This window comes from Eubacteriaceae bacterium Marseille-Q4139 (assembly GCA_018223415.1).
In the GTDB taxonomy this organism is placed as follows: Bacteria; Bacillota; Clostridia; order Lachnospirales; family Lachnospiraceae; genus CABSIM01.
In genome coordinates, this window is record JAGTTQ010000001.1 from 3690383 (window position 1) to 3707617 (window position 17235).

The following is a 17235-nucleotide window of genomic DNA, read 5'->3' on the forward strand; positions in this document are numbered from 1 at the left end:
GCAAAATCATCAAAATAGATGATTGAGCGGCACTTCCGCTCGTTACAGCAAAAAATCCGGCGCTCCCTATGGTTTCAGAGCAGATCGCCGGATTTTTGCCGTACTTTAATAAAACCTTTCGGTTTTATGATTTTTCTATGCAGTTTTTACTTCAAACAGATGGCTTCCTGTCCGGCCATTTTGGATCTTAGCATGCAATTTATTCAGATTATACCCCAGGCACAGCAGAAGGATCTCCAGTTTTACCTTCGTTTTCCCTCTCAGCAGAAATCTCTGGAATTCATAATCGTTTTTCAACACCCCAAAGGCTCCTTCTACTTGAATCGAACGGTTTGTCCGATACTGGATCCCTTTTTCGCTTATGATGTTCTCATAAGATTCCCGACGCTTTTTCAAAAAGTTTTTGGAAAGATACAGCCTCTTATTTCCCTTTGCCCTCGTACATTTTTTCTTATACGGACATCCGCCGCAATCCTCACATTCATATACTGTTACCTCGGACGGATAGCCGCTTTTGCTTTTCTGCTTCTTTTTAAACACTTCTCTCAGTGTTTTTCCTGCATGGCAGGTGTAGGTGTCTGTCTCTTCCTTATACGCCATATTTTCCCGTTTGCTGATGTCTTTCTTAAAACTTCTCTTTTTCCATTTTTCGTAGGTCTGCGGTTTGATGTAAGGGATCTGACCCTGGCTTTTCAGATATTCATAAGCCTCTTCGCTTTCATACCCCGAATCCGCAGTCACGCTGGGATATTGAAATCCCAGGTTCGCTTCCATGTTTTTCAGAAACGGCGCCAGTGTCCATACATCATTCCGATCCTGAAAAATCCCAGCTGCCACAATGTATTCGCTGTCCACTGCGATCTGGACGTTATATCCAGGTTTCAGCTGGGCATTCCTCATATGATCATCCTTCATGTGCATAAAAGTGGCATCCGGATCCGTCTTGCAGTAGTTATTCCGGCCCTGGAAACTAGCTGTATGCCAGTCATAGATCGTCTGGCGTTCCAGAAACCGGCGGAACAGTTCCAGATATTTTTGATTCCGGCTTTTGCGTTTTCCTCTTCCATGTACCAAAATCGTCCCATCCAGACGGCATCGTTCTTCCAGAAACCGGCAGATTTCCTGAAGATCCTGGGTACGGCTTTCCTCTCCCACATGGAACCCGCAGATATAATCCTGGTTCAGAAGACAGACTGCCTCCTGAATCCGTTCGTACATCTTTGCTTCCCATTTCCCCACCGATTTCTTCCAGACGAAGGTATATTTATTGGCACAGGCTTCCAGTTTTGTCCCATCAATAAATACGGTTTCTTTTGATAATTCTCCGCTTGCTTCCAGGCGGCAGACCATCTGGTAGAACAGATTTTCACAGGCATCTGCCAGAAAACCGGTTCGGAAACGGGCAATGGTGCTGTGATCCGGTGCTTTTTGTCCGGCAAGCAGCCACATAAAGTTGATGTCGCGTCTGCATGCGGTTTCAATTTTTTTGGATGAATAGATGTTCTGGGAATAGGCATAAGTCAGGATCTTGAACATGGTCTTTGGGTCCACTGCCGGATTTCTGCCTTTGGCAGAGTAAGCCTGATACAGCAAGCTGTAATCTAAATCCTCCAATTCGTGGCTCAGCAGTCGAACAGAATCATCATCAGGAACCAAACCTTCCAAATTTAATGGCAAAACCAGTTGATAAGGCTCACCGAATTCGGTATAATTTTTATGGTATTTTAATTTACTGGTCATATCTTATTATACCATGGATTACGGGCTCTTCAGGGTCCGTTTTCTGTTTTCAGGGCATAAAAAAGGAGCCGCTGCTCCATAGATGATTACTCATCTATTTTGCAACGGCTCCTTTTTTAGCTAAATTTAGAAATTATTATACTATAAAAATTTTTCCCCAGCAATACAAAAGGCGGAGTTTTCCTGCCAAACGCCGGAATACTTCCGCCTTTTTAAAGCGTATTATGGACGAATCTGCCCGTTTCCGTAAATGATATATTTTGTCGAGGTCAGAGCCAATAGCCCCATGGGGCCTCTCGCATGGAGCTTCTGGGTGCTGATGCCGATCTCGGCACCGAAGCCGAACTCGAAGCCGTCGGTAAAGCGGGTCGAGGCGTTGACGTAAACAGCGGCCGCGTCCACCTCGTCTAAGAACTTCTGTGCATTCTCATAACTCGAGGTCACGATGGTCTCCGAATGGCCGGTGTTGTAGCGGTTGATGTGGGCGATGGCCTCGTCCACGGAATCCACAAGTTTTAAAGAAAGGATATAGTCCAGGTACTCCGTCCCCCAGTCCTCCTCGGAGGCGGCAGCAAAAGCCGGCACGATGTTCCTCGCCTCCTCATCGGCCCGGATCTCCACATTCTTCTCATCGAGCCTGGCCTTTAAAAGCGGCAGGAATTGTTCTGCAACTTTTCTGTGAACCAGCGTGGACTCACAGGCGTTGCAGACGCCGATCCGCTGCGTTTTCGCGTTAAAGATAATGTCGAGAGCCATGGAAAGGTCTGCGCTCTCGTCCACGTACACATGGCAGTTTCCCGTCCCCGTCTCAATGACCGGCACCTTGCTGTTTTCCACCACGGCCCGGATGAGCCCTGCGCCGCCCCTGGGGATTAAGACATCCAGATATTCCCGCATCTGCATGAATTCCTGCGTCGTCTTATGATCCGTATCGGTGATAAGCTGGACGGCATCCTCCGTGATCCCCTGGGAAGAAAGGCCCTTTTTTATGCAGGCCACGATGGCCTCATTGGAAAACAGGGCATCGCTTCCGCCTTTTAAAATCACGGCGTTTCCTGTTTTAAAGCAGAGGGCGAAGGCGTCGGCCGTCACGTTGGGGCGCGCCTCATAAATCATTCCCACAACGCCAAGCGGGACGCGCTTCTGGCCGATCAAAAGGCCGTTGGGCCGCTTTTTCATGGACAGGACTTCCCCGATGGGATCCTCCAAATCTGCCACCTGGCGCATGCCCTCGACGATGCCCTCAATGCGGGATGGCGTTAAGCGGAGCCGGTCGATAAGCCCAGGGGCCATGCCCTTTGCCTCGGCTTTTTCGATGTCCTTTCCGTTGGCCTTAAGAATTTCCCCGCTGCCGTCCAAAATGGCCTCTGCGGCCGCAAGAAGCCCCTTATTTTTTTCTGACGTTCCCATTTTCCCAAGGAGATACGAGGCCTCCCTGGCTCTTTTTCCGATTTCCATTAACATGTGATTCCCTCTTTTCTGTGACTGCCTTCGCTGTATTGATCTGACGCGTTACAGTGCCCTCCGGCGTGATGATCTCCTGCACCCGCATATCGTGGGGTTCCTCCGGGAGCAGTTTTGTAAGCTGGAAGCCGTAAGCAATGCCGATGCGCCGGTGGAGCGGTTCTCCGGCCAGAAAGCGGTCATAATAGCCGCCGCCTTTTCCAAGCCTCTGCCCCGCCGCCGTAAACGCCAGGCCGGGGACGAGGACAGGTGCATCTTTTTCACAGGCCTTTTGGCACATCTCATTCGGCTCCAAAATTCCAAAAGCGCCTTTCACCAGGTCTTTGGGCGATGAAACGTAATAAAACGCCATGGACGCGCCCTCCACCCGCGGGAGCGCCAGCCGCTTTCCTGACGAAAGGATCCAGGAAAGAAGCTCTCCTGTCCCGGCTTCATGGCTTAATGAGGCATAGGCGTAAATGCAGCCGGCCTTTAAAAGAAGCGGGTGCGACGACGTGTTTAAAAACAGCATGTGGTCGAGCTGCTCCTTTTCCTCCGGGGAAAGGCCCTTTAACATGGCCCGCATCCGGCTCCGTATCTCGGTTTTATCCATATGCCGCGCCTCCGTATCTGCTACTGCTCTGTGCCCTTTACGTTTCCGTATTTCTTTCCCAGGTCGGTGATGGTGCCGTCCTTTTCCTTGATGGAAATGCTGTTTAAGGTACCCCGTAAGTTGGCACGGATGGCCGCGATGTATTCTTTCCTTAAGGCCGCCTGCTCTGCCTTTTCTTCTTCCGTGAGGCCGACGGCCTGGGATTTATGGTAAAGCGTGTTGATTCGGTCGATTTTTTCCTGATTCATGGTTTCTCCATTCTTTTTAGTGTATGCTCTGTATGTAGTCGATTAACTCAAACTCCGGCCGCTTGTGGGCCGTAAACAGCGTTCCGCATTGTTTACCGGCTAAAATGTCCCAGATGCATTCCACATTGTCGCCGTTTGCAATCACCATATCGGCGCCGCTGTCAGCTGCAATCCTGGCCGCATAAAGCTTTGCCGCCATCCCGCCGGTGCCCACGTCGCTTCCCGTCGTTGCCTTTCCCATGGAGAGAAGCTCGTCGGAGATTTCATCCACCTGCTCGATAAAGGCGGCATCGGGATTCCGTTTGGGATCGTCGGAGTAAAGGCCGTCGATGTCGGAAAGCAGGATTAAGAGGTCTGCCCCGATTAAGGCCGAAACGATAGCCGAAAGCCGGTCGTTGTCGCCGAACTTGATCTCGTAGGTGGCGACCGTGTCATTTTCGTTGACGATGGGCACAACCCCCAGTTTCAGGAGCTCCTCGAAGGTGTTGTGGGCGTTCTCCCTGGACACGTTGTCGACAATGGTATTTTTCGTCATCAGAACCTGGGCCGCCGTCTGGTTGTACTCGGAAAAAATCTTCTGGTACACCATCATGAGCCTGGCCTGGCCCACGGCTGCGTAAGCCTGCTTTTCGGCCACGGTTTCCGGCTTCTGGCAGCCCAAAGCCTGTCTCCCGGCCGCGATGGCGCCGGAGGAAACAAGCACCACTTCACGCCCCTCGCCGCGCAGGTCGCTGATGACGCGGATCAGCTGTTCGATCTTCATGAAGTTTAAATCTCCCGTCTCCGGATGCGTCAAAGAGGATGAACCGATTTTGATGACGATTCTCTTTTTATTTTTAAGCAGTTCTCTTGCTGTCTGATTCATAGCTGTTTTGTCCTTTCTGTCACGTCTTTTTTCGGAAGCGTTTTCGCTTAGCCGTAATCCGGCCGGAAACGCCTGATCAGTTCCTCGGCCACCTTAAGCCCGTCCATGGCCGCCGAGGTGATGCCGCCTGCATATCCGGCTCCCTCTCCGCAGGGATAAAGGCCGCGGATGCTGCTTTCCATGGCTTCGTCCCTCGGGATTTTCACGGGCGATGAGGTACGGCTCTCGATGCCGGCTAGAATCGCATCCGGCCGGTCAAAGCCGTCTACTTTCCTTCCGAACTGTTCCATGCCCTCAATAAAAGCCTCATTTAACGCCTCCGGCATCAGCTCCCTCAAATCGGAAAAGGCATAGCCGCCGCAAAACTCCGGGGCTACCTCGCCGAATTCCCGGCTGATTCTCTTTTCTTTAAAATCCCCGTAAAGCTGAACCGGAATTTTTCCGCCGCCCAGCAAAAAGGCTTTTTCCTCCAGTGACCTCTGGAACGCCACGCCGCCCAAAGGCCCGCTCTCCGGGAAGTCCTCCGGCGTCACCGAAACGATGATGGCGCTGTTTGCGTTCTCTCCGCCCCGGTCGGCGTTGCTCATGCCGTTTACCGCAAGACGTCTGTGTTCGGAGGAGGCGTTTACGACGAAGCCGCCGGGGCACATGCAGAAGGAATAGACGCCGCGGCCGCCGGAGGTTTTCGCTGTCACCTTATATGGCGCAGCCCCGAAAAGCGGCTCCTTTTCTTTCCCGTACTGGGAACGGTTGATCTGCTTTTGCGGATGCTGGACGCGGAAGCCCACGGCGAAGGCCTTCGGCTCCATGATAACGCCGCGGCGCAAAAGTGTCTCAAACAGCGGCCTTGCGCTGTGGCCTGATGCCAGAATGACATGCGGTGTTCGGATCGTTTCCCCGCCTGCCAGAATAACGCCGCGAAGTCTTCCGCCCTCGATGAGAAAATCCGAGACCTCAGCGCCGAAGCGAACCTCGCCTCCGGCATCCTGGATCCGCTTTCTTATGTTTTTCACTACCTCCCGCAGCACATCCGTCCCGATATGGGGCTTGCTGTCGTAAAGGATGGCCGGGGCGGCGCCGGCCTCAGTAAAGGTCAAAAGCACCTTGCGGTTTCTTCCATAAGTATCTTTTACGAGAGTATTTAATTTTCCGTCGGAAAACGTGCCTGCGCCGCCCTCGCCGAACTGGACGTTGGAGCGGATGTCCAGGGCGGAATCGCCGTTCTCCCAGAAGTTCCTCACCTTCTCTGCCCTCGTGTCCACGTCGTCACCCTGTTCCAGAATGAGAGGTGCAAAGCCGTTTTCCGCAAGGGAAAGGGCAGCAAACAAACCGGCCGGGCCTGCACCGATGATGACGGGACGTTCTTTTAAAGGCGTTTCCCCGCAGGCGGGATACCGGTACTCTTCTTCTGTCTCGATTTTAATATTTGCACTGGCCGCCTTTTTCACGACGGCCGCCTCTTTTTTCCCCTGCTTTAAGGCCACGTCCGCAATATAGCTGAATAACGGCTGGTCTTTTTTCCGCGCGTCGATGGAACGGCGGACAATTTTTATTTCTGCAATGGCGTCCTCCGGGACTTTTAAAAGCCTCGCCGCCTTTTTCTTTAAGGCCTCCGGCTTATGGCCGGCAGGAAGCGCCAGTTGATGAATCCGAATCATATGTAGTTATTTCCCTTTCTCTGCCGCGCTTTTTCCGGCCAGGTACCCGCTGGACCAGGCCCATTGGAGATTGTAGCCGCCGCAGATGCCGTCCACGTCTAAAATTTCCCCGGCAAAATAGAGATCCGGCACGAGCCTTGATTCCATGGTGGACGGATCGACCTCCCTTGTCTTCACGCCTCCCATGCAGACCTGCGCCTGCTCGAAAGGATTCGTCGCCGTCACGGGGATAGAAAAGCCCTTTATGAGGGAGGTAAGCGCCGAAAGCTCTCGCTTGGAAAGCTCAGAAACCTCCCTTGCCGGGCGGATCCCCGCCTGCTTTAAAAACATGGCCGCAAGCTTTTTATGGAAAATCCCGTTTAAAAAGCTTTCGCATGTTCTGCCGGCAAGATATTTCTGCTGTTCTCTTAAAAGCGCGAAAAACGCGCCTTCATCTATGGACGGGAAAAAGTCGAGGACAGCCTCGACCTTTTTCTTTTTATCGAGGGCCTCCGCCGCGAACCGGCTCACCTGGAACACCGGAATGCCGGAGATTCCGTAGTCCGTAAGCTGAAGCTCGCCGCGGTCCTCGCAGAGAAATTCCCCGTTTCCGTAAAGGCTCACCTTCGCCTCTGTCCGGACACCGGCCACGGACTTAAAAAAATCTCCGCGGCAGCGAAGCTGTACAAGCGCTGGCAGGGGCTTTTTCACCGAATGGCCGAAGGCCTTAGAAAGCTTGTAGCCGCTTCCGTCAGAGCCGGTGGCAGGCGCCGCCATGGAACCGGCCGCTAGGATTAAAAAATCCCCGGAAAATGTCCCGGAATCGGAGCGGACAAAAAAACGCGCCCCGTCTTTTTTAACCGTCAGCTCACCGCAGTCACAGATCACGCGGATCTTTAAGCTTTCTACTTCCTCTCTGAGGGCGTCTAAAACCGTCTGTGCCTGGCCGGAAGCCGGATAGACATAGCCATTTCTCTCCGTCGTTACAATGCCAAGGCGCCGGAAAAAGGCCAAGGTCTCCGGAACCGGGAAGCGCCCGATGACCTTCATCGGGAAATCCGGTTCTCCGCAGCGGTAGCAGGAAGCAGAAAGGGCCAGGTTCGTCATGTTGCAGCGCCCGTTTCCCGTCGACAGTATTTTTTTGCCGACCCGCGGCATATGCTCCAAAAGCGTGACGCGGGCGCCCCCCTTCGCAGCCGCGATGGCCGCGGTAAGGCCGGACGCCCCGCCGCCGATAATCAGTCCTTCTCTGCCCATGGCTCCCTCCTGGCGGATATCTGTGAAAAATAGCGTTGGTGCACGATGATACCGGATTGCTCCGTGCTCCGCACTCCGACGAGCACGCTTGACCCTGGTATTGTCATATGCAATAGTATATCGGGAAGGGGATGAAATTTCAAGCCTTAACTGGTGTAAGATTCCATGTAGCTGAAAATCTCGGCCATGGTGGGAAACCAGATCCCCTCCATGAGCTTTTCCTGTTCTTCGACGGGGAAGTCCACGAGAGGCATGTGGGTGAACATGTTTACGGTCACAAGATCCCGGTTGTAGACGATCAGATAGCCCTCCTCCGCCACGAGACAGTAATTTTCGGCCTCCGTTTCCGTCTCACTCTCCTTATATACAGAATCCACCTTCCCCTGATTCAGCACCAGATTGTACTCCGCCGGACGGCTTTCTGCCTCCGAGCCGGCAAAAACCGGCCTGTCCACGGATTCCGTCATCTGAACCTCCATGGCCTCGCGGGATTCCTCTTCCCGCCCCGTCACGTAGAAAAGTCCCACAAGGCAGGCCGAGGTCAGGCAGAAAAAGAAAAGAAAGCAGGATACATACTTTTTCATCGGATTTTCCTCCTTTGCCGTTAGTATCTGCTTTCTTTTTGAAATTTAAACATATTTTCCCGTTTTTCTTCGGAAAGCGGCTATTTGCCGTAGATTTCCGCCTTGTTGTATTTGTCGGTCTGGATGATGCAGACCCAGGTCTTTCCCTTGTTTAAGGTGATCTCCTCTCCGTCCATGTCGTAGTAATGGGTGACGCCGAACTCCCCGTCCTTCTCCCAGGTGATCTTTTCGTACTTGCCGTTGGTGAAAAAACGTCCCTCATGCCCTGTATGGACATTGATGTTTAAGTACGGCGTCGTCGCATAATAGCCATATTCCACATATTGAAAGATCACGTTCTTTACGGCAATCTGCCCTTCGTTCCCCTCGTGGGGGCCGCCGTACTGGTACCGGTAATAGAGGCCGTCTTCCTCGTTGTACTCGAACCAGGGCTTGTTTAACGGGTAGCCGGGCACGATCTTATAGGCGTCCTCGCCGTCCTCAAGCTTCACCTGCTCATCGCCCCTGGCAAACTTGTAATGGCCCTCGTAATCCTCGGAATAGTCTGTGGAAAAGCCCATCTTTTCGATGGAGGCCGCAAGCCGTTCACCGCTCGTGTAGGCGTTGTGGGGCGCCTTTTTATCGGAGCTCCTGTAATATGCCGTGGTACCGATGCCGTCAACGCCGTTGATATGGTCGACATTTTTTAAATAGGGCACCGCGAAATTGCTCTGGCCGTAATGGGCGTAGATTGCATCAAATTCCTTTGCGAAATATGTATAATAGGTTCGGCAGCTCCGCACGGAGCCGATGCGCTCCAGATCGTCATAATCCTCAAAAATCGCCATGTAGCGGTTCATATCGCCCTCCACCGGCGCTTCATAGACAACGTCTGCGCGGTTGATACCATACTGGGGAAGCGACTGCTTGTCGTTGCTCATCATCACAGCCACGGGGCGCCGGTTGGCTTTCTCAACATCCACCATCTCGCCCGTCAGGTAGCTTCGGATTTTTCCATCCACCTCAATGCGCAAGACCGGTTCCGTCTCAGTCTCCGGTTCCGTTTCCAGCACGACGGTCGGAGCCGTCTCCGTTTCCGGTGCCTCGGTTTCGGACGGTGCCTCCGTCACGGAAACCTGTTCATACTTTTTCTGGCAGCCGCCCAAAACGCCTGCGGACACCAGAAACAGTGCCAAAAGAAAAACCTGCCTGCGCTTTTTTCTCATCTTCTGTAACCCCTCCGTTCCAGGATCTCCCGCTGCTTGTCTTCCATCACAAGCCGCTCGTCCTCCTCCATATGGTCGTACCCGCTCAAATGCAGCATACTGTGGGCCGTAAGGAACGCCAGTTCCCTTGTCTCGGAATGGCCGTATTTTTCAGCCTGCTCCGTGACCTTTTCCACGGAAATTACGATATCCCCGAGCATCAGCTCTCCCGTATCGGGATTAAAATACTCCTCCGGCGTCTCCTCTAATTTAGAAAAGTCCCCCGGCGTCTCAAAATCACACATGGGAAACGACAAAACATCCGTCGGGGCGTCGATTCCGCGTGTCTCCTGATTGATTTCCCGGATCCCCTCGTTGTCCGTAAGCAGCACGTTGATCTCCGCATCATAAGGGCATTCCACATAATCCAGAGCTTCCTCGGCCACCTCTTTTATGATGGTTTCATAAGGCAGGTCAAGCTTCTTTTCTGCCTCGTACTCAATCGTTACCGTCATGACGTCCCTCCTTCTTTGCGGGCCGCTTTGTCTCGGCGTGCTCTCCCCTTGCAGGCCGCTTCCCGCGGGCCTCGTATTCATCATATGCCTTTACAATCTTCTGTACCAGCGGATGACGCACCACATCGTCGCTGGTAAAATAGCAGATGCCGATGTCGTCGATGTTCTTTAAAATCTTAAGGGCCGTATCCAGGCCGGACACCGTTCCGTAGGGCAGGTCCTTCTGGGACTGGTCGCCGGTGATGATGACCTTGGAGCCGAAGCCGATCCTTGTAAGGAACATTTTCATCTGCGCCTGGGTCGTGTTCTGGGCCTCATCCAGAATAATGAACGCATTGTCCAGGGTGCGGCCGCGCATGTAGGCGAGCGGCGCTACCTCAATGAGCCCCTTTTCTGCGTTGTGCATGTAGCTGTCTGCGCCCATAATCTGATAGAGGGCGTCGTAGAGGGGCCGCAGGTACGGGTCAATCTTGCTCTGAAGGTCGCCGGGCAGGAAGCCAAGCTTTTCTCCGGCTTCAATGGCGGGACGTGTTAAGATAATCCGGCCGACCTCGCCGTTTTTAAAGGCCTGGATCGCCATGGACATGCCCAGGTACGTCTTTCCCGTACCGGCAGGACCGACGCCGAAGACAATCATCTTCTTTCTGATCAAGTCCACGTACTGCTTCTGGCCCAGGGTTTTCGGCTTCACCGGCTTTCCGTTTATGGTATGGCAGATGATGTCCCGGTCGATTTCCAGAAGCTTGTCGTCCTGGCCGTCAAAGGAAAGGGCCAGGGCGTAATCCACGTTCTGTTCCCCGATCTCTTCGCCCCGCTTGGAAAGCTCGATCAGGGTGGAAAAAACGCTCTTCGCCTTTTTTACCGCGTGGTCGGGGCCGATGACCTTAATCTCCCCGTCCCTGGCGATCATGGATACGTGAAGCGTCCGCTCGATCTTTTTTAAGTAAACATCAAATTGTCCGCAGACCTTCCGCTCATGCTCGGCCGGAATGTCTATAATCGTTTCAATTACGCTCATGAAATGTCTGATTCTCCTCACTGTTCTCGATGGGGGACGCCTCTGCAATGTCCTCCACCACGGTCATGACGCCGGAAATCCGGATCCCGGAGCCATCTGTCTCTATTTTATCATCATTCCCAAGGATTTGTATAGCTTTTTCTGACAGATTTTCCATATATTCCTGTTCAAGCCGGCCGGCAGCCGCCTGTATTTCCGCTTCGGTGTAGGCGCGCTCGTAGGGGACGTATTCGTTTGCCGTGATGACGGCGCCGTAAACAGGCAGATAAAAGTTCTCAAAAAGCCTAAGCTGGCGCTGTTCCATGACAAATTCCCAGCTTCCGCCGTCCCTGTCCGGCATGAGGAAATAAAAGGAATGGCCGAATGCCTCAAGGAAAATCCCTTTCCGCACCTTCCCGGTTTTTGCCCGCACCTCATACGTCCTCGGAAGCGTTTTTTCATAGGCATACGCCGTCTCGGCATAGATTTCCGCGTCGGCATGCACCTGCCTGGCGTTCACGAGCGTCATGGAATCGTCATAGATCGGCACCGTGCCCTCCACGAGGACGGTTCCTGCCGTCACCGGATCTCCGGCCTTTACCTTGCAGATCCCGCTCCGCGTGACGGTTTTTACGACGGTTCCGTCCCTTTTCGCCACCAGGTCGCACGGCGTTTTATCCGGAAACTCCGGTGTCAGGACGGCTTCATTTTCTTTTACATGGACAATGAGCCGCGTGCCGCGAAGCTCCGCCGAGACCCAGGAAATCTCAGGAAAAGCGCCGCGGAGCCCGCTTTCCAGTTCTTCGCAGGAGATATCGGACTTTTTCATGCCGCAGGCCACCGGCAGCGTCTCCATGTAATGAAGCAGCATCTCATCGGTAAATCTTCGGTTTCCCTCAAAGGAAATGTCCCAGATAAAACGGGAAAGCCAGAAAAGCAGAAGGAAAAAAGTCAGCAGGCCGGCCGCAAACAGCTTCCGCCTCCTGTTCCTGTGAAAAAAGAAGGGAAGGCCGAATTTGGAAACAATGGAGAGCCTTGTCCCGGTCTTTCTTGCCACCGGCTTCATCTTCTTAAAGTCAGAGACCTTTGTCCAGAAGGTGACGGCCTTCGTCTCGTGATCTTCAGAGATTTCGCAGACAGAAAGCTCCCTCTGGGCCGCGATGTTGAAAAAGCGTTCCCTGTCGTACCCGTCAATCCCGGCGCGGACGCCGCCGCAGAAAAAGAAACGATGATGCAGTGCCAATGGCCTTCTCCTTTACTCAAACGTGATGGTTTCGATTTTCCCTGTGATCTCCATTTCATCTTTGTCATAGTACCGGATGGAAAGCCGGCTCCCGCTTACGGAGAGCCGGTAGGCCTTCGCCTGAATCCGGATGTTCGTGTCCGTATAAAAAAGGATGCCCCTGTAATTTTCGATCCGGACCGCGGAACGGCCGATGAAGGTCAGGAGGCTTTCGCCCTTTACCACATCCTCCGGAAGACGCAGGGCGTCTGAAAGAAAGTTCCGGTCTGTTTTCTTCTTTTTCAAGGCAGTGCCCCTGCTCCGATTCCTTTATGGAAATATATGTGAAGGCGGGCAGAAAAATTCAGGCCCATGGAAGGGAGGTGCTTCAGAAAGGAGTTTAAGGAACCGGGACGGCACGATGCCGCTTTCCGGGCTTACATACGCAAAAAGGCGAGCCACCGGCAACTTCGCCGGCGGTCCGCCTCCTCTTTTGATTAGTTATATTTGCGTTTTCTTGCTGCTTCGGACTTTTTCTTACGTCTTACGCTTGGCTTCTCATAATGCTCTCTTTTACGAATTTCCTGCTGAATACCAGCCTTCGCGCAGTTTCTTTTGAATCTGCGTAAAGCACTGTCCAAGCTCTCGTTATCTTTAACAATTACGTTCGACATCGCTCACACCTAACCTCCCTCCAGTTGTGAATTGTGCATTTATACAACTGTGTGGGTATTTTTCGCACTGGTATGATTATAGCATAAATTACACATTCGTCAACACATTTTTTATGGAAAAGTAAATTTTTTAGCCTTTTACCTGTTCCGCGACAACTTCCGCCGCTTTGGAGAGGGCAGATTCGACACCGTCCGGGTTCTTTCCGCCGGCCTGGGCCATGTTCGGCCGTCCGCCGCCGCCGCCGCCCACCAGGCCTGCAATGGCCTTAATGAGGTTTCCGGCATGGGCGCCCATCTTCTGCGCGCCGTCGGTGGCCGTCGCCATCAGGTTCACCTTTCCGTCTGTCACGGAGGCGATCACGATGACGCCTTCGCCAAGTTTTTCCTTGAGCTGGTCGCCAAGGTTTCTCAGGCCGTTCATGTCAACGCCGTCCGCGCGGACAGCCAAAAGCTTCACGCCGTTTACGTCCTTCACCTGATCCATGACGTCGCCCATGGATTCCTTTGCCAGGCGGCTCTTTAATTTCTCATTCTCAGAGTGGAGGGCCTTTAATTCCTCCAGCATGGACTCAATCTTCGCCTTTAAGTCAGACGGCGCAGCCTTTGCGGCAGCCGCAGCCTCGTGGAGCTCTTTTTCCACCTGCTCATAGTGGCGGATCAGCCCGTCGGAGGTCAGCGCCTCGATACGTCTCACGCCGGCAGCGATGCCTGCCTCGGAAATAATCTTAAAGGAGCCGATGGAAAGGGTGTTGTCCACGTGGGTTCCGCCGCAGAGCTCTGTGGAGAAGTCGCCCATACGCACCACGCGCACCTCGTCGCCGTACTTTTCGCCGAACAGCGCCATGGCGCCGGTCTTCTTTGCGTCCTCCAGGCTCATGATATCCGTCTTTACGGGAAGCGCGGCGCGGATCTCCTCGTTTACCATGTCCTCCACCTTCTTAAGCTCTTCCTTCGTCATGGCAGAGAAATGGGTGAAGTCGAAACGCAGCCTGTCTTTTGCCACAAGGGAACCGGCCTGCTCTACGTGGCTTCCGAGGACAGTGCGGAGCGCCTTGTGAAGCAGGTGGGTCGCGCTGTGGTTCCTCGCCGTCAGGGCGCGGTTCTCTTCGTCCACCTTTAAGGTGACGGTCTCTCCCGTCCGCAGCATGCCGCTTACCATATGGCCCACGTGGCCCACTTTGCCGCCCTGGAGCTTGATCGTGTCTTCCACGAGGAATTTTCCGTTCTCCGACTCGATCACGCCGGTATCGGCCTGCTGGCCGCCCATGGTGGCATAAAACGGCGTCTCATTTACAAGGATCGTCCCGACCTCGCCGTCGGTCAGGGCCTCGACGATGGCGTCCTCCGTCGTCAAGACGGAGATCTGGGACTGATGGATCAGGCGGTCGTAGCCGACAAATTCCGTTGTGACGGACGCGTCGATGGACTGGTAAACCGTCACGTCAGCGCCCATATAGTTTGTCGTCTTTCTGGCTTTTCTGGCTTTCTCCTTCTGCTCCTTCATGCAGGAAAGGAAGCCTTCCTCGTCTACGGAAAAGCCCTTTTCCTCCAGGATCTCCTTCGTGAGATCAAGCGGGAAGCCGTAGGTATCGTAAAGCTTGAAGGCGTCCGTGCCGGGAAGCGACGAAAGCCCGTTTTTCTTTATGTCCTCTTCCATGTCGGAAAGGATGGCAAGACCCTGGTCGATGGTCTTGTTGAACTTGTCCTCCTCCTCGGTCAGCACCTTGGAGATCATGGCCTTCTTTTCCTCCAACTCCGGATAGCCGTCTTTGGAGAGGGCGATGACCGTATCGGCCAGATTTGCCAGGAATTTCCCTTCGATTCCAAGCTTTCTTCCGTGACGGGCCGCACGGCGCAGAAGGCGCCTTAACACATAGCCGCGTCCCTCGTTGGACGGCATGATGCCGTCGGAAATCATGAAGGTGCAGGACTTGATGTGGTCGGTCACAATCCGCAGGGAAATATCGGTCTCATGGTCTTTCTGGTATTCCTTTCCGGCCAGGGCGCATACCCGGTCGAGAAGGGCTTTGTTGGTGTCGATGGTGAACAGGGAGTCCACATCCTGAACGACGACGGCAAGACGCTCAAGACCCATGCCCGTGTCGATGTTTTTCTGCTTTAATTCGGTGTAGTTTCCGTGGCCGTCGTTTTCAAACTGGGTGAAGACGTTGTTCCAGACCTCAATATAGCGGTCGCAGTCGCAGCCGACGGTGCAGGTCGGCTTTCCGCAGCCGTATTTCTCGCCGCGGTCATAGTAAATCTCGGAACATGGGCCGCAGGGGCCTGCGCCGTGCTCCCAGAAATTGTCTTCCTTGCCGAAACGGAAAATCCGCTCCTTCGGGATGCCGATCTCCTCGTTCCAGATTTTAAAGGCTTCCTCGTCATCCAGATAGATGGACGGGTAGAGCCTGTCTGCCTCAAGGCCTACGACTTCTGTCAAAAACTCCCATGACCAGTGGATCGCCTCGGTCTTAAAGTAGTCGCCGAAGGAGAAGTTTCCGAGCATCTCGAAAAACGTGCCGTGGCGGGCCGTCTTTCCGATGTTATCGATATCGCCGGTGCGGATGCACTTCTGGCACGTGCAGACGCGGCGCCTCGGCGGGATCTCCTGTCCGGTAAAGTACGGCTTTAAAGGCGCCATACCGGAATTGATTAAAAGCAAGCTGTTATCGTTATGCGGAACCAATGAGAAGCTCTTCATCGCAAGATGTCCCTTGCTCTCAAAAAATTCCAGAAACATTCTCCTCAGTTCATTTACACCATATTTCTGCATGGTATTTCTGCCTCCTGGTTACTGTTTATCTTTTTTTGCCCTGTATTTTTTTCCGAGAAGGATTCCCGCCAGCGCAATCGCGGCGTAAATTAGAAACTCCCCGGCTGTCTGTATGAGTGAAACAAAAAACGCGGCCATCGTATGCCTCCTTTTCCATGTGCGTCCCATAAAGACGGGTATTGGCTCACTTTCGCTCGGGCCTGCCGTGGACTGCGTCCACGGCCGAATTCGCCGTTCGCCAAGAGGGAGCGAGTCCCTCCCGGCTCACTTTCGCTCGAGTTTGCCATGGACTCCGTCCACGGCCGAATTCGCCGTTCGCCGTAAGTGAGCGAGCTCCCTCCCGGCTCACTTTCGCTCGAGTTTGCCATGGACTGCGTCCACGGCATGAATTCGCCGTTCGCCAAGAGTGAGCGAGCTCCCTCTTGGCTCACTTTCGCTCATTCTATCATAATCGCAATGCGGCGGATATGCAAGAAGAAATTTCTTTGAAACGGTAAAAAAACGGAAGCAGCACGGCTTTCCCCCGCGCGGCTCCCTTCCTTTTCTTTTGTCTATTGGCTGATATCCCGGTCTAAAACGCTGGCGTAGGTGTCCACCAGTTCGTAGCAGCGTTCCTTTGTCATCTCGGATAATTCCAGGATATACGCTGTGTTCCGGTTTGTCTGGACGTTGTTTTTTCCGGCTGCCCGCTCGGCTGCGGCGTCGCGCGTCCGGATCCATTCCAGTTCCTCCTGCTTTAAGGCTTCTTTCTCAGCCTCGTCCATATTCCGGCGGATGGCAGAATAGATGGTGTTGAGCTCGTTGTCCCACAGCGTCCATTCGTACTCAGCGGCCGCCTGTGCCGAAGAGTTGGCGGCTTCCTTTGATCTCTCGATCTGTTCCGCCGTCGAATCCAGCCGTTCCCTGAAATTCTCCGATGGATTTAATGCCCCCCCGTCGGCGGCCTCCGCCATGGCTGGCGAAAATGCCGGTGCCGGCCCCGGATCCAGGGGCGATTTCACCGTCTCCGATGTCAGGGCCTCCTGCTCTGGCGTAACTTCCGACGCCTCGGTAATAACGGCCATATCCTCTGCCGCCATTTCCTCTTCCGGCGTCTCCGAAACCTTCGCTTCTGCTGCCGTCTCGGCTGCCGCAGAAAAAAGCTCCGCCTCGGACTGGCGTCCCCGCGGGCCTTCCGTGCCTGTCTCCGGCGCGCCTGCCGCCCCGGTTGCGGTACGGGCCATGGCTGACGGCTCGAAAACGACAGTTGTCTCCGCCGCAAACGTCTCAAGGGTGCCGGACGTGACAAAGCGGCGCGTCATCTTCGTAACAGAAACGCCGACAACAAGTATGCATATGATAGTAATCCAAACGCCCAACTGTCTTTTCATCCGCAGTGCCTCACCGAAAAAATCATTCACAGCATGGCGGAAACAAAAGACATGTCCCCGCCTCTGCAAATAGGATAGCACAAACGGATAAACTTGTGAACCAAAATCACGAA

At 53.7% G+C, this 17235-nt stretch carries 16 protein-coding genes; all 16 read right to left on the minus strand.

What is annotated here, in order from left to right:
- Positions 1 to 135 precede the first annotated feature (135 nt).
- Positions 136 to 1740: an IS1182 family transposase gene (locus KE531_17630; GenBank protein MBR9955413.1), complete on the minus strand. Its 1605-nt coding sequence runs from the start codon at positions 1738 to 1740 to the stop codon at positions 136 to 138.
- Between the two features lie 222 nt (positions 1741 to 1962).
- A complete protein-coding gene (locus KE531_17635) occupies positions 1963 to 3204 on the minus strand; it encodes a glutamate-5-semialdehyde dehydrogenase (GenBank protein MBR9955414.1) in 1242 nt (413 codons plus the stop codon).
- A complete protein-coding gene (locus KE531_17640) occupies positions 3128 to 3796 on the minus strand; it encodes a 5-formyltetrahydrofolate cyclo-ligase (GenBank protein ID MBR9955415.1) in 669 nt (222 codons plus the stop codon). The genes KE531_17635 and KE531_17640 overlap by 77 nt, the downstream gene beginning before the upstream one ends.
- A gap of 20 nt (positions 3797 to 3816) precedes the next feature.
- Positions 3817 to 4044, minus strand: coding sequence for a DUF896 domain-containing protein (locus KE531_17645; GenBank protein MBR9955416.1), 228 nt, complete (start codon positions 4042 to 4044; stop codon positions 3817 to 3819).
- Positions 4045 to 4060: 16 nt separating this feature from the next.
- On the minus strand, positions 4061 to 4909 hold the full coding sequence (gene proB / locus KE531_17650; protein ID MBR9955417.1) for a glutamate 5-kinase: 849 nt from the start codon (positions 4907 to 4909) through the stop codon (positions 4061 to 4063).
- A 47-nt stretch (positions 4910 to 4956) separates the two neighbouring features.
- A complete protein-coding gene (locus KE531_17655) occupies positions 4957 to 6567 on the minus strand; it encodes an NAD(P)-binding protein (GenBank protein ID MBR9955418.1) in 1611 nt (536 codons plus the stop codon).
- Between the two features lie 6 nt (positions 6568 to 6573).
- The gene (locus KE531_17660) at positions 6574 to 7803 is read right to left on the minus strand and encodes an NAD(P)/FAD-dependent oxidoreductase (protein ID MBR9955419.1); all 1230 of its coding nucleotides are present in this window, start codon (positions 7801 to 7803) and stop codon (positions 6574 to 6576) included.
- 146 nt (positions 7804 to 7949) lie between these two features.
- Positions 7950 to 8387, minus strand: coding sequence for a hypothetical protein (locus KE531_17665; GenBank protein MBR9955420.1), 438 nt, complete (start codon positions 8385 to 8387; stop codon positions 7950 to 7952).
- An 80-nt stretch (positions 8388 to 8467) separates the two neighbouring features.
- Positions 8468 to 9592, minus strand: coding sequence for a DUF3048 domain-containing protein (locus KE531_17670; protein MBR9955421.1), 1125 nt, complete (start codon positions 9590 to 9592; stop codon positions 8468 to 8470).
- On the minus strand, positions 9589 to 10086 hold the full coding sequence (gene ybeY, locus KE531_17675; protein ID MBR9955422.1) for an rRNA maturation RNase YbeY: 498 nt from the start codon (positions 10084 to 10086) through the stop codon (positions 9589 to 9591). Before ybeY ends, KE531_17670 begins: the two co-directional genes overlap by 4 nt.
- A complete protein-coding gene (locus KE531_17680) occupies positions 10070 to 11104 on the minus strand; it encodes a PhoH family protein (GenBank protein ID MBR9955423.1) in 1035 nt (344 codons plus the stop codon). Before KE531_17680 ends, ybeY begins: the two co-directional genes overlap by 17 nt.
- Positions 11091 to 12326, minus strand: coding sequence for a sporulation protein YqfD (locus KE531_17685; protein MBR9955424.1), 1236 nt, complete (start codon positions 12324 to 12326; stop codon positions 11091 to 11093). The genes KE531_17680 and KE531_17685 overlap by 14 nt, the downstream gene beginning before the upstream one ends.
- A 12-nt stretch (positions 12327 to 12338) precedes the next feature.
- The gene (locus KE531_17690; GenBank protein MBR9955425.1) at positions 12339 to 12611 is read right to left on the minus strand and encodes a YabP/YqfC family sporulation protein; all 273 of its coding nucleotides are present in this window, start codon (positions 12609 to 12611) and stop codon (positions 12339 to 12341) included.
- Positions 12612 to 12802: 191 nt separating this feature from the next.
- On the minus strand, positions 12803 to 12979 hold the full coding sequence (gene rpsU, locus KE531_17695) for a 30S ribosomal protein S21 (GenBank protein ID MBR9955426.1): 177 nt from the start codon (positions 12977 to 12979) through the stop codon (positions 12803 to 12805).
- 130 nt (positions 12980 to 13109) lie between these two features.
- On the minus strand, positions 13110 to 15752 hold the full coding sequence (gene alaS / locus KE531_17700; GenBank protein ID MBR9955427.1) for an alanine--tRNA ligase: 2643 nt from the start codon (positions 15750 to 15752) through the stop codon (positions 13110 to 13112).
- 551 nt (positions 15753 to 16303) lie between these two features.
- Complete coding sequence (locus KE531_17705) at positions 16304 to 17122, minus strand: DUF1311 domain-containing protein (protein MBR9955428.1); 819 nt, start codon at positions 17120 to 17122, stop codon at positions 16304 to 16306.
- Positions 17123 to 17235 lie beyond the last annotated feature (113 nt).